Genomic DNA, 15,515 nt, shown 5'->3' with positions numbered 1-15,515 from the left:
GGGCGTCCCATGGCCCGAGGCAACACCCGTCAGCGCATTCAGGACGTGGCCCTCGAACTCTTCGCGGAGCAGGGCTACGAGAAGACCTCCCTGCGCGAGATCGCGGAACGCCTCGACGTCACCAAGGCGGCGCTCTACTACCACTTCAAGACCAAGGAAGACATCCTGATCGGGATCTTCCAGGACCTGACCAGGCCGATGGACGAGCTGATCGAGTGGGCCGGGGAGCAGCCCCGCACGATCGCGACCAAGCGGGAGATCGTGCGCCGCTACCAGGTGGCGCTGCTGGCGGCGGCGCCGCTCTTCCGCTTCATGCAGGAGAACCAGGCCGCCGTGCGCGAGCTGAGCGTCGGGCTCACCTTCAAGGAGCGCATGATGTCGCTGACCGGCCTGCTGTACGACGACGACTTCCCCGTCAAGGAGAAGGTCCGCTGCATCAGCGCGGTCTTCACGCTCCACGCGGGCACGTTCTTCATGCAGAACGTCGAGGGCGACCCCGAGGAGAAGCACGAAGCCGTCCTCGAGGTCGCCCTCGATCTCATCGACGAGGCCCACCGGGCCTCATAGGTTCACAGCCGGGGTCGGCGGATCAGATGCCGACGCCGTGGGCGCGCAGGAAGGCGGCCGGGTTCACGGCGGAGCCGTAGTTCGGGGTGGTGCGGATCTCGAAGTGCAGGTGGGGACCGGAGGAGTTGCCGGTGTTGCCCGAGAGGGCGATCTTCTGACCGGCGCCGACCTTCTGGCCGATCTTGACCTGGATCTTCGACAGGTGGGCGTACTGCGAGTACGTGCCGTTGCCGTGCTTGACCACGATGGCGTTGCCGTACGCGGGGCCGTCGCCGCCGCCGTACGGGCCGGCCTTCACGACGGTGCCGGCGGCGGCGGCCTTGACGGGGGTGCCGACCGGAACGGCGAAGTCCTGGCCGGAGTGCTTGTGGGCCCACATGGCGCCGCCCTGGTTGAAGCTGGCGCTGAGGGTGTAGGAGCCGACCGGCTTCACCCAGGCCGGGGCCTTCTTGGCGGTGACGGCCTTCTTGGTGGCGGTCGCCTTGACGGCGGTGGCCTTGACGGTGACGGTCTTCGCGGCGGCGGCCTTCACCTGGGCGGCGAGGTGCGCCTGGGTCTCGGCCTGGGCGGCGACGGCGGCGGACGCGGTCGCGGCGGTCGGGACGACGGCCTTGCCCTCGGCGGCGAAGGCGGACCCTGCTCCGGCCACCAGCGACGCCCCCAGGCCGGCGGTGGCGAGAGCGACGGCGGCGGCACGGGTGGCGGGGTTCATGACGCGCTTCGACATACGGGGGACAACCTCCGGGGAGTACGGGACCCGACGCGCTTTCGGTGCGGCGTCGGGCTTGCTCATCTTTGGTAACCCGGACTCCCATCCCGGCCAAAACACCTCATCTACGACATGGCGTCGTAGCGATCTCCGAAGAAGTTCAGGTCTTGACGACCGGAGGCAGGGGCTTCGAAATCGGACATATCAGGTCAAGAAAACCGGTTTAACCGCACACCCCGGGGCCCCGGACCGCCCAGGAGGCCGGTCCGGACCCGGCCCGGGGCCGGGCGGACCCTCCGAGCCTTCGCTTCGTACCCGTACGTCCGAAATAAACGGCAATGTTCACCACTATTCCGGCTAGTACCCCTCGAAACCCCTGTGCGCCTTGTCACCAGCGGGCCCCGCCGGATGGGATCTGGGTCACTCGAAAAGGCATTCCGCATGCGACCCGGGTCACGTGACGGGGGCCACTGAAAGGCATTCCGGGGCGGCGAAAAGGCCCCGGAAAGCGGCCCGGGTCACACCCCCGGGCCCCGCCCCGGCCCCTCCCCCACTACGCTGACCGCTCCGCGGAAACACAGGGGGTCACCATGGAACCGGCGCTCATCGGCACACGCCTCGCCTCGGCCGCGATCGGGCCGCTCCTGAAGAAGCTCCTGGTGGACGAGGGCCCCGGGGCGGGACTCGTCCCCAAGGGTGCCCAGGTCCGGCTCTCCGGCCTCGTCTCCTTCCGGGGCGAGAAGCGCGCCCTCACCGAGAAGGAGGTCCGCGGGCTCGCGGCCACCCTGGTCGAGCGCTCCCGGCAGGGGACCGGGGAGCCGCCGTTCCCCGCCGACGAGACCGAGGCCGTCGCCGACGCCCTGGCCGGGAACCTGCTGGCCCTCGGCGATCTCGACATGGACGACGTCCAGGCCGTCCGCCTCGGCCACCGCAACCTCGCCCGCCGGCTGCGGGCCGCCGCCCCGGCCCCCGACGGCCTCTCCACCGACTCGGTCCTCTACCTGGAGACCCTGACCGAGTGGGCCTGCCTCCACATCCTGGAGTTCTTCACCAGGCGCTCCACCTTCATCGCCCGCAGCCTCGTCGAGCAGACCCGCGCCCAGGCCGCACTCCTCGCGAAGATGGACGAGGTGATCCGCCGGACGCCCCGGGCGGAGACGGGGGATGCGGAGTTCGAGGGGCGCTATCTGGCCCATCTCGCGAAGAAGCACGGCCGCCTGACCATCCACGGCGTCGACCTGCACCACTCGCCGGACGAGTGGCCGCTGGACATGGCGTACCTGTCCCTGGAGGCGACGGGGGCGGAGGGCCCGCACGAGGCCTCCGGCCGGCCCCGGGAACAGGCCTCCGTCCGCGCCGACCTCGCCCTCGCCCGCCACGAGAGGGTCCTGCTTCGCGGCCTCGCCGGCTCCGGCAAGACCACGCTCATCCAGTGGCTGACGGTCTCGGCGGCGACGGCCGAGGACCGGGACCGGCCGGAGGGCATGGCCTACCTCCGGGGCCGCATCCCCTTCGTCCTGCCCCTGCGCGCCCTCACCCGCCACGGCGAGCGGCTCCCCTCCCCCGACCGCTTCCTGCCCGCCGCCGGCTGCCCGCTCACCCCGCCCGACGGCTGGACCGACCGGGTCCTCGCGGCCGGCCGGGGCCTGGTCCTGGTCGACGGCATCGACGAGATCCCCGAGACCGAGCGCGGCCGGGCCCGGGACTGGCTGCGCGACCTCCTCGGCGCGTACGAGGGCAACCGCTGGCTCGTCACCTCGCGCCCCACCGCCGTACGGGACGACTGGCTGGCCCCGGACGGCTTCACCGAACTGACCCTCGCGCCCATGACCCGCACGGAGGTCACCACCTTCGTACGCCGCTGGCACCGGGCCGCCGGGCCGGACGCGGCCGGGTACGAGCAGCCGCTCCTGGACTCCCTGCGCACCGCCGAACACGTGGCCCGGCTCGCCACCAACCCCCTGATGTGCGGTCTGATCTGCGCCCTCCACCGCGACCGGCGCGGCTTCCTGCCCCGGGGCCGCAAGGCGCTCTACGAGGCGGCCCTCTCCGTGCTCCTGTCCCGGCGCGACCGCGAGCGGGACATGGGCGCCCCGACCGGCCTCGTCCTCGACGAGGCCCCGCAGATCCAGCTGATCCAGCGCCTGGCGTACTGGCTGACGCTGAACGGGCGCACACAGCTGGACCGCGACCGGGCCGCGTCGATCGTCACCGAGGCCGTCCCGGCGGTCCCGGACGCCTCGGCGTACCCCCCGGACCAGGTCTTCACCCACCTCCTCCACCGCAGCGGCCTCCTCCGCGAGCCCACGGCCGACACGGTCGAGTTCGTCCACCGCACCTTCCAGGACCACCTGGCCGCGAAGGCCCTCGTGGACCACTGGGACATCGGCGTCCTCGTCCGCCACGCGGCCGACGACCAGTGGGAGGACGTGATCCGCATGGCGGTGGGCCACGCGAGGCCGCGCGAGTGCGCGGAGATCCTGGGAGAGCTGCTGAAGGCGGCGGACGCGGCGGAGGACCGGTTGGTGCGGTTGCGGCTGACGCTCCTCGCCGCCACGGCCCTGGACCACGCGACGGAGCTGTCCCCGGAGGTCCGGGAGGAGGTGCTGCGGCGCACGGCGGAAGTGGTGCCGCCGCGCACGGTGGAGGAGGCCCGCCGACTGGCGGAGGTCGGGCCCCTGGTGCTCGAACTGCTGGCCGGACCGACGGAGCTGACCGACAAGGAGGCCCACGACTCGGTGGTCACCGCGACCCACATCACGACGGACGCGGCCCTCCCCTACCTGGCCCGCTTCGTACGGCACCCGTCGCTGAACGTCCGCTCGCAGCTCATCTGGTCGTGGTCGCGCTTCGACACGCGTTCCTACGCCGAGGAGATCGTGGCGCGCCTGGACCCGAGTGACCTCATCTTCACCGTCCGCGACGACGCCCAGGCCGAAGAGTTGATCCGGCTCGGCCTGACCCCCTCGTACCTGAGCCTCGAGGGGACGGTCTCCGCAGACCGGACGGCCGCCCTCCTGTCCCTGTGCGACCCGGTCCTGCTCGGCCTGGGGCCCGCCGAGGGGCGGTACGAACTTCCGCCCATGCCCCCGTCCGCCCGGCTGGCCGACCTCGAACTGCATGTGCGCGACGGGAGCACCGTGGACCTGGCGCCGCTCGCCACCCTGCCCCGTCTGAGGACGGTGACGGTCTACGGAGCCGCGACCGGCGCCGAACGCCTTCCGCCCCACATCAAGGTCATCCTCTGCTGACGAAGACAAAGGGGCGGCCCCGGAACCGTTCAGGTTCCGGGGCCGCCCCTTCTCGCGCTACAGGCTCAGCGCAGCGTCACGCGTCCTTCGAGAGGTTCGGCCCGGGGCCGCCCGCCGCCTCGACCGGCGGGGCGTCCGGCAGGGCCGACTTCTCCTCGCCGCGGAAGGTGAACTTGCGCTCCTCGCCCTCGCCCTCCGTGTCCACGACCACGATGTGACCGGGGCGCAGCTCGCCGAAGAGGATCTTCTCCGAGAGCGTGTCCTCGATCTCGCGCTGGATCGTCCGGCGCAGCGGCCGGGCGCCCATCACCGGGTCGTAACCCTTCTTGGCGAGCAGCTCCTTCGCGGACTGGGAGAGCTCGATGCCCATGTCCCGGTCCTTCAGGCGCTCGTCCACGCGGCCGACCATCAGGTCGACGATCTGGAGGATGTCCTCCTGCGTCAGCTGCGGGAAGACGATGATGTCGTCCACACGGTTGAGGAACTCCGGGCGGAAGTGCTGCTTCAGCTCGTCGCTGACCTTCGCCTTCATCCGCTCGTAGTTGGACTTCGTGTCGCCCTGGGCCGCGAAGCCGAGGTTGAAGCCCTTCGAGATGTCCCTGGTCCCGAGGTTGGTCGTCATGATGATGACCGTGTTCTTGAAGTCCACGACCCGGCCCTGGGAGTCGGTCAGGCGACCGTCCTCCAGGATCTGGAGAAGGGAATTGAAGATATCGGGGTGGGCCTTCTCGACCTCGTCGAAGAGGACGACGGAGAACGGCTTGCGGCGCACCTTCTCGGTGAGCTGGCCGCCCTCTTCGTAGCCGACGTATCCGGGCGGCGAACCGAAGAGGCGGGAAACCGTGTGCTTCTCGCTGAACTCCGACATGTCGAGGGAGATCATCGCGTCCTCGTCGCCGAAGAGGAATTCGGCGAGGGCCTTCGACAGCTCGGTCTTACCGACACCGGACGGACCGGCGAAGATGAACGAGCCACCGGGGCGCTTCGGGTCCTTCAGACCGGCCCGCGTACGGCGGATGGCCCGCGAAAGACCGATGACGGCGTCCTTCTGGCCGATGACGCGCTTGTGGAGCTCGTCCTCCATGCGCAGCAGACGCGAGGACTCCTCCTCGGTCAGCTTGAAGACCGGGATGCCGGTGGCGGTCGCGAGGACCTCGGCGATCAGCTCGCCGTCGACCTCGGCGACGACGTCCATGTCGCCGGCCTTCCACTCCTTCTCGCGCTTGGCCTTCGCGGCGAGGAGCTGCTTCTCCTTGTCGCGCAGGGACGCGGCCTTCTCGAAGTCCTGCGAGTCGATCGCGGACTCCTTGTCGCGGCGGACGCCGGCGATCTTCTCGTCGAACTCGCGGAGGTCCGGCGGCGCGGTCATCCGGCGGATGCGCATCCGGGAACCGGCCTCGTCGATCAGGTCGATCGCCTTGTCCGGCAGGAAGCGGTCCGAGATGTACCGGTCGGCCAGGGTCGCGGCCTGGACGAGGGCCTCGTCGGTGATGGAGACCCGGTGGTGGGCCTCGTACCGGTCGCGCAGACCCTTGAGGATCTCGATGGTGTGCGGCAGCGACGGCTCGGCGACCTGGATGGGCTGGAAGCGGCGCTCGAGGGCCGCGTCCTTCTCCAGGTACTTCCGGTACTCGTCGAGCGTGGTGGCGCCGATGGTCTGGAGCTCACCGCGGGCCAGCATCGGCTTGAGGATGCTGGCGGCGTCGATCGCGCCCTCGGCGGCGCCCGCACCCACGAGGGTGTGGAGCTCGTCGATGAACAGGATGATGTCGCCGCGGGTGCGGATCTCCTTGAGGACCTTCTTCAGGCGCTCCTCGAAGTCACCGCGGTAGCGGGAGCCGGCGACCAGGGCGCCGAGGTCCAGGGTGTAGAGGTGCTTGTCCTTGAGGGTCTCGGGCACCTCGCCCTTGACGATGGCCTGGGCCAGGCCCTCGACGACGGCGGTCTTGCCGACGCCGGGCTCGCCGATGAGCACCGGGTTGTTCTTGGTGCGGCGGGACAGCACCTGCATGACCCGCTCGATCTCCTTCTCGCGCCCGATGACCGGGTCGAGCTTGGATTCGCGGGCCGCCTGGGTGAGGTTGCGACCGAACTGGTCGAGGACCAGGGACGTCGAGGGGGTGCCCTCGGCAGGACCGCCGGCCGTGGCGGCTTCCTTGCCCTGGTAGCCGGAGAGCAGCTGGATCACCTGCTGCCGGACCCGGTTGAGATCGGCACCCAGCTTCACGAGGACCTGGGCGGCGACGCCCTCGCCCTCGCGGATCAGGCCGAGCAGGATGTGCTCGGTGCCGATGTAGTTGTGGCCGAGCTGGAGGGCCTCCCGGAGCGACAGCTCCAGGACCTTCTTGGCACGAGGGGTGAAGGGGATGTGCCCGGACGGGGCCTGCTGGCCCTGGCCGATGATCTCCTCCACCTGCTGGCGGACCGCCTCGAGCGAAATCCCGAGGCTCTCCAGGGCCTTAGCGGCGACACCCTCACCCTCGTGGATAAGGCCCAGAAGGATGTGCTCGGTGCCGATGTAGTTGTGGTTGAGCATCCGGGCTTCTTCCTGAGCCAGGACGACAACCCGCCGCGCGCGGTCGGTGAACCTCTCGAACATCGTTAATCGCTCCTCAGAGCGGTCAGTCAGTTAGGGGTCGATCCCCTCCCTGTCCTTCCGCAGCTTAGTCCCGCAAGCGGGGACCGCTCATTCCAACTGCCGACATCCGTCCGGATCACCCCCTTGTCCGTGGGGAGACCTGCTGCCGAACAGCCGACAAATGCTCCAACCCGATGGTGCGAGACGATGTTCCCGCAGGCCAAGTAGTTAGCCGCGCCTCCAGTACGCCGATGGCGAACGTGAGACGCCGAAGCCCGCGAGGCACCCCTCTCCACTAGGAATGTCTTACCCGTAAGCACCGACACTCCATGCGGCGCACCCCGGTTCCCTCCGCTACCAGCGAACACCCTTGCGCGCTCGAATGCACTCGTACACCCCATCCCGGACACCTCGCGCGTCCGGCGGGGGACCGTGCGTCACGGCGGAACGTCCCGGGAACGGGTCCGGAACGGCTTCGGGGCGGGTGCGGAACGACTCCCGAGGGCTTCGGGGGCGTAACCGGAAAGCCCTTGCGGGAGTTCCCCGGGCATGGCCCTCACCGTTCCGTCCCCCCGCGCGCCGCTCGACGACGATCCGGCGCGGTGGTACGAGGAGCGGCTCGGCTGGACGACGGTGGCGGGCCCGCCGGTGGCGCTGGTCACGGGGCTGCGCTTCGACGTCCTGGAGCTGCCCGCCGCGGCGGGCCGGGGCGTCCTGCGCCGGGTGGGCGCGGCGACCGGGCCGGTGGCCCTGGCCGGGCCCCGGATGCGGTTCCTCGTGGCCGCGGGGAGCGCGGAGGAGCTGCCGGGGCTGCTCGACTGGCTGGAATGGGGCGGGATCGCCCTGGACCTCGCGGCGCTCGGCACCGACGGCCGGACGGCCGCGCCCCTCCCCCCGGGGTGGGGCGGCTCCGGCGCGCCGGACGCCGCGGTGTGGCTGCGGGCCCCCGTGCCGGGCCGCGAGGTCGAGCCCTCGCTCCCGGTCCTGCGGGCCGCGCCGTGGGGCCGAGGGGGTGCCCCCTGCCTGGTGCGGCTCGTGTCCGCCGCCGCCGTCGAGTGCCACCGGGCGCGGCTGCTGAGTGCGCGGGCCCGCGGGCCGGCGGCTCAGCAGCTGTCGCCTCAGCGGTTCGCGTCCTCGTAGGCCGCCTTCACCGTGGCGGGCACGCGGCCGCGGTCGTTGACGTCGTAGCCGTTCTCCTTGGCCCACGCGCGGATCTTCGCGGTGTCGGGGCTGCCCGCCGCCACGGCACGGCCCTTGCCGCGGCCACCGGTGGTGCGGCCACCGGTGCGCCGGCCGCTCTTGGTGTACGGCTCGAGCAGACCGCGGAGCTTTTCCGCGTTGGCGGTGGTGAGGTCGATCTCGTAGGTCTTGCCGTCCAGCGCGAACGTCACGGTCTCGTCCGCCTCGACGCCGTCGAGGTCGTCGACAAGAAGGACCTGAACCTTCTGTGCCACCGGTTTTCCTTTCATCGAAAATGCAGTACGCGGAAAGGAAACCGCTTTTCCCGGAAAAACACAAACCCCTGGGAGAGGTTCAGAAGCTCGGCGGCGCGGGAAACGTGCGCGATTCGGACATAGGGTTCCGGGTAGGGGTTCCGTGCGGCTTCGGCGGGGGTTCGCGTGTCGTTCCGGGCCCGGTTCGGGATCGGTTCGGTCCGGTTCCGGGTCAGAGGTGCAGAAGCATCCGGCTGTTGCCCAAGGTGTTCGGCTTCACTCGTTCGAGACCGAGGAACTCCGCGACTCCCTCGTCATAGGAACGCAGGAGCTCGCTGTAGACATCTCCGTCGACCGGGGTCTCACCGATCTCGACGAAGCCGTGCTTCGTGAAGAAGTCGACTTCGAAGGTCAGGCAGAATACCCGCCGCACCCCGAGCCATCGGGCGGTGTGCAACAACTTGTCGAGCACCTGATGTCCGACGCCGGCCCCCCTGAACTCGGGATCGACGGCGAGAGTGCGTACTTCGGCGAGGTCTTCCCACATCACGTGGAGCGCGCCGCAGCCGACGACGGCGGCGTCCTCGTCGCGTTCCGCCACCCAGAACTCCTGGATGGACTCGTAAAGCGTCACGGTCGCCTTGTCGAGCAGGATGCCGCGCCGGACGAAAGGATCGACGAGGCGGCGGATCGCCGCGACGTCGCCGGTGCGGGCCCTGCGGACGGTGACGGCTCTGGCGAAGGCCGGGGAGGCGGCCGGGAATGCGGACGACGACATGGGGGGACGCTATCGCTCCCCGGGCCCGGTTTCCCCGGCGCCCTCCCCGGGCGGGGCGGGCGGGGGCGGGGGGATCGGGGTGTCCCGCTGGACGATCCGGACGGCGTCGTCGAGGGCTTCGCGCTGCTCCGGCGACATCATCCCGAAGAAGGCGACGAGCGCGGCGGCGGGATTGTCGCTCCGGCTCCACGCCTCGTTCATCAGCGCGGCCGCGTAGGCGGCGCGGGTGGAGACCGCCGTATACCGATAGGCGCGGCCCTCGACTTCCCTGCGGACCCAGCCCTTCTGGTGGAGATTGTCCATGACGGTCATGACGGTGGTGTAGGCGATGGACCGTTCCTGCTGGAGGTCCTCCAGAACTTCCCGGACGGTCACCGGGCGGTTCCATTGCCACACGCGCGTCATGACGGCGTCTTCGAGCTCTCCCAAAGGACGGGGCACAGCGCCACCCTAGTCCGCAAAGCGTCGACAAGCGTCGATTGACGTCGGAAAACCGAGCGAAGTGGAACGCGGGCAAGCAAAAAGGACGCACGGCCCCGTGGGGTCGTGCGTCCCCGGTGGCGCGGGCCCCGGCGGGGTCAGGAGGCGGTGGAACCGTCCGGCCGGCGGGCGGCCTCGACACGGGCGAGCGCGGCGTCGACGGCCGCGTCCTCCTTGGCCTTGTTCGGTCCGCCTTGGCTCTTGACGATCGTGACGACGAGGCCGATGAAGAAGGCGGCCATCACGACGGGGGGCAGGAGCGCGGATACGTATTCCATGGCGACCAGGGTAGCTATCCGGCGGCCCGCTCCTCGGGCGGGGGCGGCGGAACGGGCCGTCGGCGCGGCGGGAACACCTCGGAGGGTTTGGGCACCGGGCGCTCCGCCGGGGCGGGCGGGATCGGCTTGGGCCCGTCGGCCGCCGCGCGCCCGCCGGGCAGGGCGAGCAGCCGGGCCCGGGGGGCGCGGTCCGCCGTGGGGGCGGTGGCCTGCACGACCCGGGCCAGGCGCGCGCGTACGGAGCGCTCGGCGAGGCCCTGGCAGCGGGCGAGCAGCTCGGCGGCGGCGGGGTTGCGGCGCAGCGCCCGCAGGGCGGCGAGGTCGTCGGCCCCGGGGTCGTACCCGGCGGTCAGCGCGTCCCGGAGGAGCTCCAGGTAGCCGCTGAGGGAGCCCGGCAGGGCCTCGCGGTAGCGGGCCAGGTCGGCGAGGAGGAAGGCGCGCAGCCGACCGGCCTCGCGTACCGCCTCGTCCACGGATTCGGCCAGGCGCAGGCAGTCCTGGACGTCCTCGTCCTGAAGGGGGGCGGGGTGAAGGGCGATGGCAAGGGCGCGGCGGAGCACACGCAGCTCGTCCGCGCCGAACACCATGCCGCCACGGGATCCGTATGGCGTGGGCATGGGCCGACGGTACGCGCCAATCGGACAATTCGCGCTTGGCGAACATTGCGGCGCGCCGGACGGCAGCCGTTCGGCCGCCCCGGGGGCGGCCGCGCGGGCTACATGCGCGAGACGTTCCGCTCGTACACCAGGCGCAGGCCGATCAGGGTCAGCCAGGGCTCGTGCTCGTCGATCTCCGTGGACTCGCCGAGGACCATCGGGGCCAGGCCGCCCGTCGCGATCACCGTCACGTCGGAGGGGTCGCCCTTCGGACCGACGAGTTCGCGCTTCATCCGGGCCACCACGCCGTCGACCTGGCCCGCGTAGCCGTAGATGATGCCCGACTGCATCGCCTCGACCGTGTTCTTGCCGATCACGTTCCGCGGGCGGGCCAGCTCGATCTTGCGGAGCATCGCCCCGCGCACGCCGAGCGCCTCCACCGAGATCTCGATGCCCGGCGCGATCGCCCCGCCCGCGTACTCCCCGCGCGCGGTGACCGCGTCGTACGTCGTCGCCGTGCCGAAGTCGACGACGATCGCCGGGCCGCCGTACAGTTCGACCGCCGCGACCGCGTTGACGACGCGGTCCGCGCCGACCTCCTTCGGGTTGTCGGTGATGATCGGGACGCCCGTCTTGACGCCCGGCTCCACCAGGACCGCCGGCACGTCCCCGTAGTACCGGCGGGTGACCTCGCGCAGCTCGTGCAGGACCGAGGGGACCGTCGCGCAGATCGCGATCCCCTCGATGCCGTCGCTCAGCTCGACGCCGAGCAGCGGGTGCATGCCCATGAGGCCCTGGAGCAGGACCGCCATCTCGTCGGCGGTCCGGCGCGGATCCGTGGAGATCCGCCAGTGCTCGACGATCTCGTCCCCGTCGAAGAGGCCGAGGACCGTGTGCGTGTTGCCGACGTCGATGGTGAGCAGCATCAGGCCCGCACCTCGCGCAGGTCGAGGCCGATGTCGAGGATCGGGGAGGAGTGGGTGAGGCCGCCGACCGCCAGGTAGTCGACGCCGGTCGCCGCGTACGCCGCCGCGTTCTCCAGGGTGAGGCGGCCCGAGGACTCCAGGACGGCGCGGCCCGCGACGAGCGCCACGGCCTCCCCGGTCTCGTCCGGGGTGAAGTTGTCGAGCAGGATCAGGTCGGCGCCCGCGTCCAGGACCTCGCGGACCTGGTGCATCGTGTCGACCTCGACCTCGATCGGCACCTCCGGGAACAGCTCGCGCACCGCCTTGAAGGCCTCGGCGACGCCGCCGGCCGCCACCACGTGGTTGTCCTTCACCAGGGCCGCGTCGGACAGCGACATGCGGTGGTTGACGCCGCCGCCGCAGCGGACCGCGTACTTCTCCAGGGCGCGCAGGCCCGGCGTCGTCTTGCGGGTGTCGCGGACCTTGGCCTTCGTGCCCTCCAGGGCGTCCGCCCACGCGCGCGTGGCGGTGGCGATGCCGGAGAGGCGGCACAGGATGTTGAGCGCGCTGCGCTCGCCGGTGAGCAGGTCGCGGGTGCGGGAGGTGACGCTCAGGAGCTTCTGGCCGGCCTGGACGCGCTCGCCGTCCTCGACGTGCCGCTCGACCTCGAACGCGTCGGTGCAGACGATCGACAGGACCGCCTCCGCGACCCGCAGGCCGGCCACCACGCCGGCCTCGCGGGCGGTGAAGTCGGCGGTGGCGACGGCGTCCTCGGGGACGGTCGCGACGGTCGTCACGTCGACCCCGCCGTCGAGGTCCTCCGCGATCGCCAGGTGGGCGACGTCCTCGACCTGGACCGGGTCGAGGCCGGCGTCGGCGAGCAGCTCGGCGAGCGCCGGGTCGAGCCCGCACTCGAACTCCTCGCCGCCGCCGCAGCCGCAGCCGTCGCCGCAGCCGCCGGCCTCCTCCGCGGCCGCGCCGGGGGCGCTGATCTGGATGAGGGGAACGTCCACGGGCTCGGGACGGGCTTCCTCGGGCGTGCTCACTTGCGGCTCCCTGGGGGCGTCGACGGTGGGGGGTGGGAAGGGTGGGGCGGTGACGGCGGGCGTCGGACGGTGGGCGTCAGAGGGTGGGGGGGAAGTCGTGCGTGGCGGTCGTCCGGACGTCGAGCGCCCGCTCCGGCGCCAGGCGCACGACGAGGTGCCGGCGCCAGTGCGCGTCGTCGCGGTCCGGGCTGTCCTCGCGCCAGTGGCAGCCGCGGGTCTCCTCGCGGCGGCGGGCGGCGGCGACCAGGACGCGGGCGACGCACAGCAGGTTGGTGGTCTCCCAGGAGTCCACGCCCGGCTCGGCGGCCTTGCTGTCGTCGGTGCCGCCCGCCACGGCCTCCTCGTGCAGCGCGTCGAGGGCGTCGGCGGCCTCCCGCAGGCTGGCCTCCGAGCGCAGCACCCCGGCGCCGTTCGTCATGATCCGCTGGATGCGGGTCCGGGCGTCCGTCGCGGGCAGCGGCAGGACCGCCGGGGCCGGGTGGGGCACCGGGGCGCCCGCCGCGCGCGGGGCCGCCGCCACGATGTCCTCGACGATCCGCTCGGCGAAGACCAGGCCCTCCAGGAGCGAGTTCGAGGCGAGCCGGTTGGCGCCGTGGACGCCCGTGCAGGCCACCTCCCCGCACGCGTACAGGCCGGGGACGGTGGTCCGGCCCCGCAGGTCGGTGCGGACGCCGCCGGAGGCGTAGTGGGCGGCCGGGGCCACCGGGATCGGCTCGGTGACCGGGTCGATGCCGTGGGTGCGGCAGGCGGCCAGGATCGTCGGGAAGCGCCGCTCCCACATCTCGGCCCCGAAGTGGCGGGCGTCGAGGTACATGTGCTCGGTGCCGTGCTCCTGCATCCGGCGCGTGATCGCCTTGGCGACGACGTCCCGGGGCGCCAGCTCGGCCAGCTCGTGCTGCCCCAGCATGAAGCGGACCCCGTCCGCGTCGACCAGGTGGGCGCCCTCGCCCCGTACCGCCTCGGAGACCAGCGGCTGCTGGCCCTCGGCGCCCGCGCCCAGGAAGAGCACGGTCGGGTGGAACTGGACGAACTCCAGGTCGGAGACCTCGGCCCCGGCGCGCAGCGCGAGGGCCACGCCGTCGCCGGTCGAGACCGCCGGGTTGGTGGTGGCCGAGAAGACCTGGCCCATGCCGCCGGTGGCGAGGACCACCGCGGGCGCGTGGACCGCGCCGACGCCGTCGTGCCGGCCCTCGCCCATGACGTGCAGGGTCACGCCGGCCGTGCGCCCCTCGGCGTCCGTGAGGAGGTCCAGGACGAGGGCGTGCTCGACGGTGCGCACGCCCCGGTCCCGTATCGCCTCGACCAGGGCGCGGGAGATCTCGGCGCCGGTCGCGTCGCCGCCCGCGTGGGCGATCCGGCGCCGGTGGTGGCCGCCCTCGCGGGTCAGCGCGATCTCGCCCTCGGAGGTCTTGTCGAAGTCGGCGCCGGTCTCGATGAGGCGGCGGACGGCGTCGGGGCCCTCGGTGACGAGGGTCCGCACGGCCCGCTCGTCGCAGAGCCCGGCGCCCGCGACGAGGGTGTCGTCGAGGTGCTGCTCGGGGGTGTCGCCCTCGCCGAGCGCGGCGGCGATGCCGCCCTGCGCCCAGCGGGTGGAGCCGTCGTCGAGCCGGGCCTTGGTGACCACGACCGTACGGAGCCCGGCGGCGGTGCAGCGCAGGGCGGCGGTGAGGCCGGCGACACCGGAGCCGACCACCACGACGTCGGCGTCGATGGCCCAGCCCGGCTCGGGGGCGTGCAGCCGTATTCCGGTCACGTGGCGGCTCCGAGGTTCAGGGGGATGTTGTCGATGAGCCGGGTGCTCCCCACGCGCGCGGCGACGGCGAGGACCGCCTCCCCCGCGTGGTCGTCGGCGACCTCGGTGAAGTCCGCCGGGTCCACGAGGGCCAGGTAGTCCAGGGCGAGCGGCGGCTCCGCCCGGGACGCCTCGTCCAGGACGGCGCGGGCGGCGGCCCGTACGGCTCCGGCGCCGGCGCACTCGGCGGCCTGCGCGACCGCGTGGGCGTCGGCGGCGGCCCGGGCCTCCCCGAGTCTGGAGAGCGCCTCGGCCCGGTCACCGGCCCGGTCCCGTACGCCCGGCAGGGCCGCGGCACGCGCGCGCAGCGCCTCCTGGGCGGCGAGCCGCTCCCGGCCGGCGAACAGCGCGCGGGACAGCGCGACGGCCGTGCGGCGCTCCCCGGCCGACAGGTAGCGGTTGCGGCTGGAGAGGGCCAGGCCGTCGTCCTCGCGGACGGTCTCCACGCCGACGATCCCGACCGGGAAGTTCAGGTCGCGGGCCATGCGCCGGATCAGGGCCAGCTGCTGGGCGTCCTTCTGGCCGAAGAAGGCGAGGTCGGGGGCGGTGAGGTGGAGCAGCTTGGCGACGACGGTCAGCACGCCGTCGAAGTGGCCGGGCCGGGAGGCGCCTTCGAGCCGCTCGCCCATGGGGCCCGCGGTGATCCGCACCTGCGGCTCGCCGCCCGGGTAGACCTCGTCCGCGGAGGGCGCGAAGACGACGCTCGCGCCCGCGTCGAAGGCCAGCTCCAGGTCGGCGTCCAGGGTCCGGGGGTAGCGGTCGAGGTCCTCGCCCGCGCCGAACTGGAGCGGGTTGACGAAGACGGTGACGACGACGAAGCCCTTCTCCCCCACGCGCGCGCGTGCGGCGCGGATCAGGGTGGCGTGGCCCTCGTGGAGGGCGCCCATGGTCATGACCACGGCGTTGCTCCCGGGGAGGCCGTGGCGGGCGGCGGCGTCACGGAGGTCCCCGACCGTGGGGGCCAGCTCGGCCGGCAGGTGACGGCCGGGCCGCCCGGTGCGGGCGGAGGCGGAGGCCGGGCCGGAGACGGAAGCCGGGTCGGGGCCAGGAGCGGAAGCCGAGTCGGAGGCGGAGGCCGAACCGGAGACGGAGGCCGAACCGG

The 15,515-nt window shown here is 72.3% G+C and carries 14 protein-coding genes; 3 read left to right on the top strand and 11 right to left on the bottom strand.

Going from position 1 to position 15,515, the window contains the following annotated elements; genetic code table 11:
- Positions 1-9: 9 nt before the first annotated feature.
- Complete coding sequence (locus ACFY7E_RS11470; protein ID WP_389483281.1) at positions 10-567, top strand: TetR/AcrR family transcriptional regulator; 558 nt, start codon at positions 10-12, stop codon at positions 565-567.
- Between the two features lie 22 nt (positions 568-589).
- On the opposite strand, the gene ACFY7E_RS11465 is transcribed toward ACFY7E_RS11470, so the two are convergent.
- Positions 590-1,294: a M23 family metallopeptidase gene (locus tag ACFY7E_RS11465; protein ID WP_383441657.1), complete on the bottom strand. Its 705-nt coding sequence runs from the start codon at positions 1,292-1,294 to the stop codon at positions 590-592.
- A 572-nt stretch (positions 1,295-1,866) separates the two neighbouring features.
- On the opposite strand from ACFY7E_RS11465, the gene ACFY7E_RS11460 reads away from it, so the two are divergent.
- On the top strand, positions 1,867-4,527 hold the full coding sequence (locus ACFY7E_RS11460; RefSeq protein ID WP_389483278.1) for an NACHT domain-containing protein: 2,661 nt from the start codon (positions 1,867-1,869) through the stop codon (positions 4,525-4,527).
- A gap of 76 nt (positions 4,528-4,603) precedes the next feature.
- Here ACFY7E_RS11460 and ACFY7E_RS11455 read toward each other — a convergent pair whose 3' ends face one another.
- Positions 4,604-7,126 (bottom strand): ATP-dependent Clp protease ATP-binding subunit, encoded by a 2,523-nt coding sequence (locus tag ACFY7E_RS11455; RefSeq protein WP_125666016.1) that lies wholly within the window; start codon positions 7,124-7,126, stop codon positions 4,604-4,606.
- Between the two features lie 528 nt (positions 7,127-7,654).
- Here ACFY7E_RS11455 and ACFY7E_RS11450 point away from each other — a divergent pair.
- Positions 7,655-8,245 (top strand): SCO3374 family protein, encoded by a 591-nt coding sequence (locus tag ACFY7E_RS11450; protein WP_389483275.1) that lies wholly within the window; start codon positions 7,655-7,657, stop codon positions 8,243-8,245.
- On the opposite strand, the gene ACFY7E_RS11445 is transcribed toward ACFY7E_RS11450, so the two are convergent.
- From ACFY7E_RS11445 to panC, 9 genes are all read right to left on the bottom strand, one after another.
- Positions 8,224-8,559 (bottom strand): Lsr2 family protein, encoded by a 336-nt coding sequence (locus tag ACFY7E_RS11445; RefSeq protein WP_053646565.1) that lies wholly within the window; start codon positions 8,557-8,559, stop codon positions 8,224-8,226. The two genes, ACFY7E_RS11450 and ACFY7E_RS11445, sit on opposite strands and share 22 nt — an antisense overlap.
- A gap of 211 nt (positions 8,560-8,770) precedes the next feature.
- Complete coding sequence (locus ACFY7E_RS11440) at positions 8,771-9,316, bottom strand: amino-acid N-acetyltransferase (protein ID WP_389483272.1); 546 nt, start codon at positions 9,314-9,316, stop codon at positions 8,771-8,773.
- Between the two features lie 9 nt (positions 9,317-9,325).
- Complete coding sequence (locus ACFY7E_RS11435) at positions 9,326-9,757, bottom strand: BlaI/MecI/CopY family transcriptional regulator (protein WP_383441665.1); 432 nt, start codon at positions 9,755-9,757, stop codon at positions 9,326-9,328.
- A gap of 137 nt (positions 9,758-9,894) precedes the next feature.
- A complete protein-coding gene (locus tag ACFY7E_RS11430) occupies positions 9,895-10,074 on the bottom strand; it encodes a hypothetical protein (RefSeq protein ID WP_389483269.1) in 180 nt (59 codons plus the stop codon).
- A gap of 14 nt (positions 10,075-10,088) precedes the next feature.
- Positions 10,089-10,661 (bottom strand): hypothetical protein, encoded by a 573-nt coding sequence (locus tag ACFY7E_RS11425; RefSeq protein WP_389483392.1) that lies wholly within the window; start codon positions 10,659-10,661, stop codon positions 10,089-10,091.
- A 128-nt stretch (positions 10,662-10,789) separates the two neighbouring features.
- Entirely contained in the window at positions 10,790-11,596 is an 807-nt protein-coding gene (locus ACFY7E_RS11420) for a type III pantothenate kinase (RefSeq protein ID WP_389483267.1), read from the bottom strand.
- Positions 11,596-12,621 carry a carboxylating nicotinate-nucleotide diphosphorylase gene (gene nadC, locus ACFY7E_RS11415; RefSeq protein ID WP_389483264.1) on the bottom strand — a complete coding sequence of 342 codons (1,026 nt, stop codon included), beginning with the start codon at positions 12,619-12,621 and terminating at the stop codon, positions 11,596-11,598. The genes ACFY7E_RS11420 and nadC overlap by 1 nt, the downstream gene beginning before the upstream one ends.
- A 76-nt stretch (positions 12,622-12,697) precedes the next feature.
- Positions 12,698-14,374: an L-aspartate oxidase gene (locus tag ACFY7E_RS11410; RefSeq protein ID WP_389483261.1), complete on the bottom strand. Its 1,677-nt coding sequence runs from the start codon at positions 14,372-14,374 to the stop codon at positions 12,698-12,700.
- Positions 14,371-15,390, bottom strand: a complete 1,020-nt coding sequence (gene panC / locus ACFY7E_RS11405; protein WP_389483389.1) for a pantoate--beta-alanine ligase — start codon at positions 15,388-15,390, stop codon at positions 14,371-14,373. Before panC ends, ACFY7E_RS11410 begins: the two co-directional genes overlap by 4 nt.
- Between the last annotated feature and the right edge of the window lie 125 nt (positions 15,391-15,515).

The sequence above is a fragment of the Streptomyces sp. NPDC012825 genome, assembly GCF_042900925.1.
GTDB lineage: Bacteria > Actinomycetota > Actinomycetes > Streptomycetales > Streptomycetaceae > Streptomyces.
Note: the sequence above shows the minus strand (reverse complement) of the source record. Positions and strands in the feature narration are given on the sequence as shown.

What these genes read in the sequence shown, in the direction of transcription:
- ACFY7E_RS11460 (WP_389483278.1), top strand. Translation starts at nt 1,867, where the DNA reads ATGGAACCGGCGCTCATCGGCACACGCCTCGCCTCGGCCGCGATCGGG.
- ACFY7E_RS11420 (WP_389483267.1), bottom strand. Translation starts at nt 11,596, where the DNA reads ATGCTGCTCACCATCGACGTCGGCAACACGCACACGGTCCTCGGCCTC.
- ACFY7E_RS11465 (WP_383441657.1), bottom strand. Translation starts at nt 1,294, where the DNA reads ATGTCGAAGCGCGTCATGAACCCCGCCACCCGTGCCGCCGCCGTCGCT.
- ACFY7E_RS11455 (WP_125666016.1), bottom strand. Translation starts at nt 7,126, where the DNA reads ATGTTCGAGAGGTTCACCGACCGCGCGCGGCGGGTTGTCGTCCTGGCT.
- ACFY7E_RS11425 (WP_389483392.1), bottom strand. Translation starts at nt 10,661, where the DNA reads ATGGTGTTCGGCGCGGACGAGCTGCGTGTGCTCCGCCGCGCCCTTGCC.
- ACFY7E_RS11440 (WP_389483272.1), bottom strand. Translation starts at nt 9,316, where the DNA reads ATGTCGTCGTCCGCATTCCCGGCCGCCTCCCCGGCCTTCGCCAGAGCC.
- ACFY7E_RS11430 (WP_389483269.1), bottom strand. Translation starts at nt 10,074, where the DNA reads ATGGAATACGTATCCGCGCTCCTGCCCCCCGTCGTGATGGCCGCCTTC.
- ACFY7E_RS11450 (WP_389483275.1), top strand. Translation starts at nt 7,655, where the DNA reads ATGGCCCTCACCGTTCCGTCCCCCCGCGCGCCGCTCGACGACGATCCG.
- ACFY7E_RS11470 (WP_389483281.1), top strand. Translation starts at nt 10, where the DNA reads ATGGCCCGAGGCAACACCCGTCAGCGCATTCAGGACGTGGCCCTCGAA.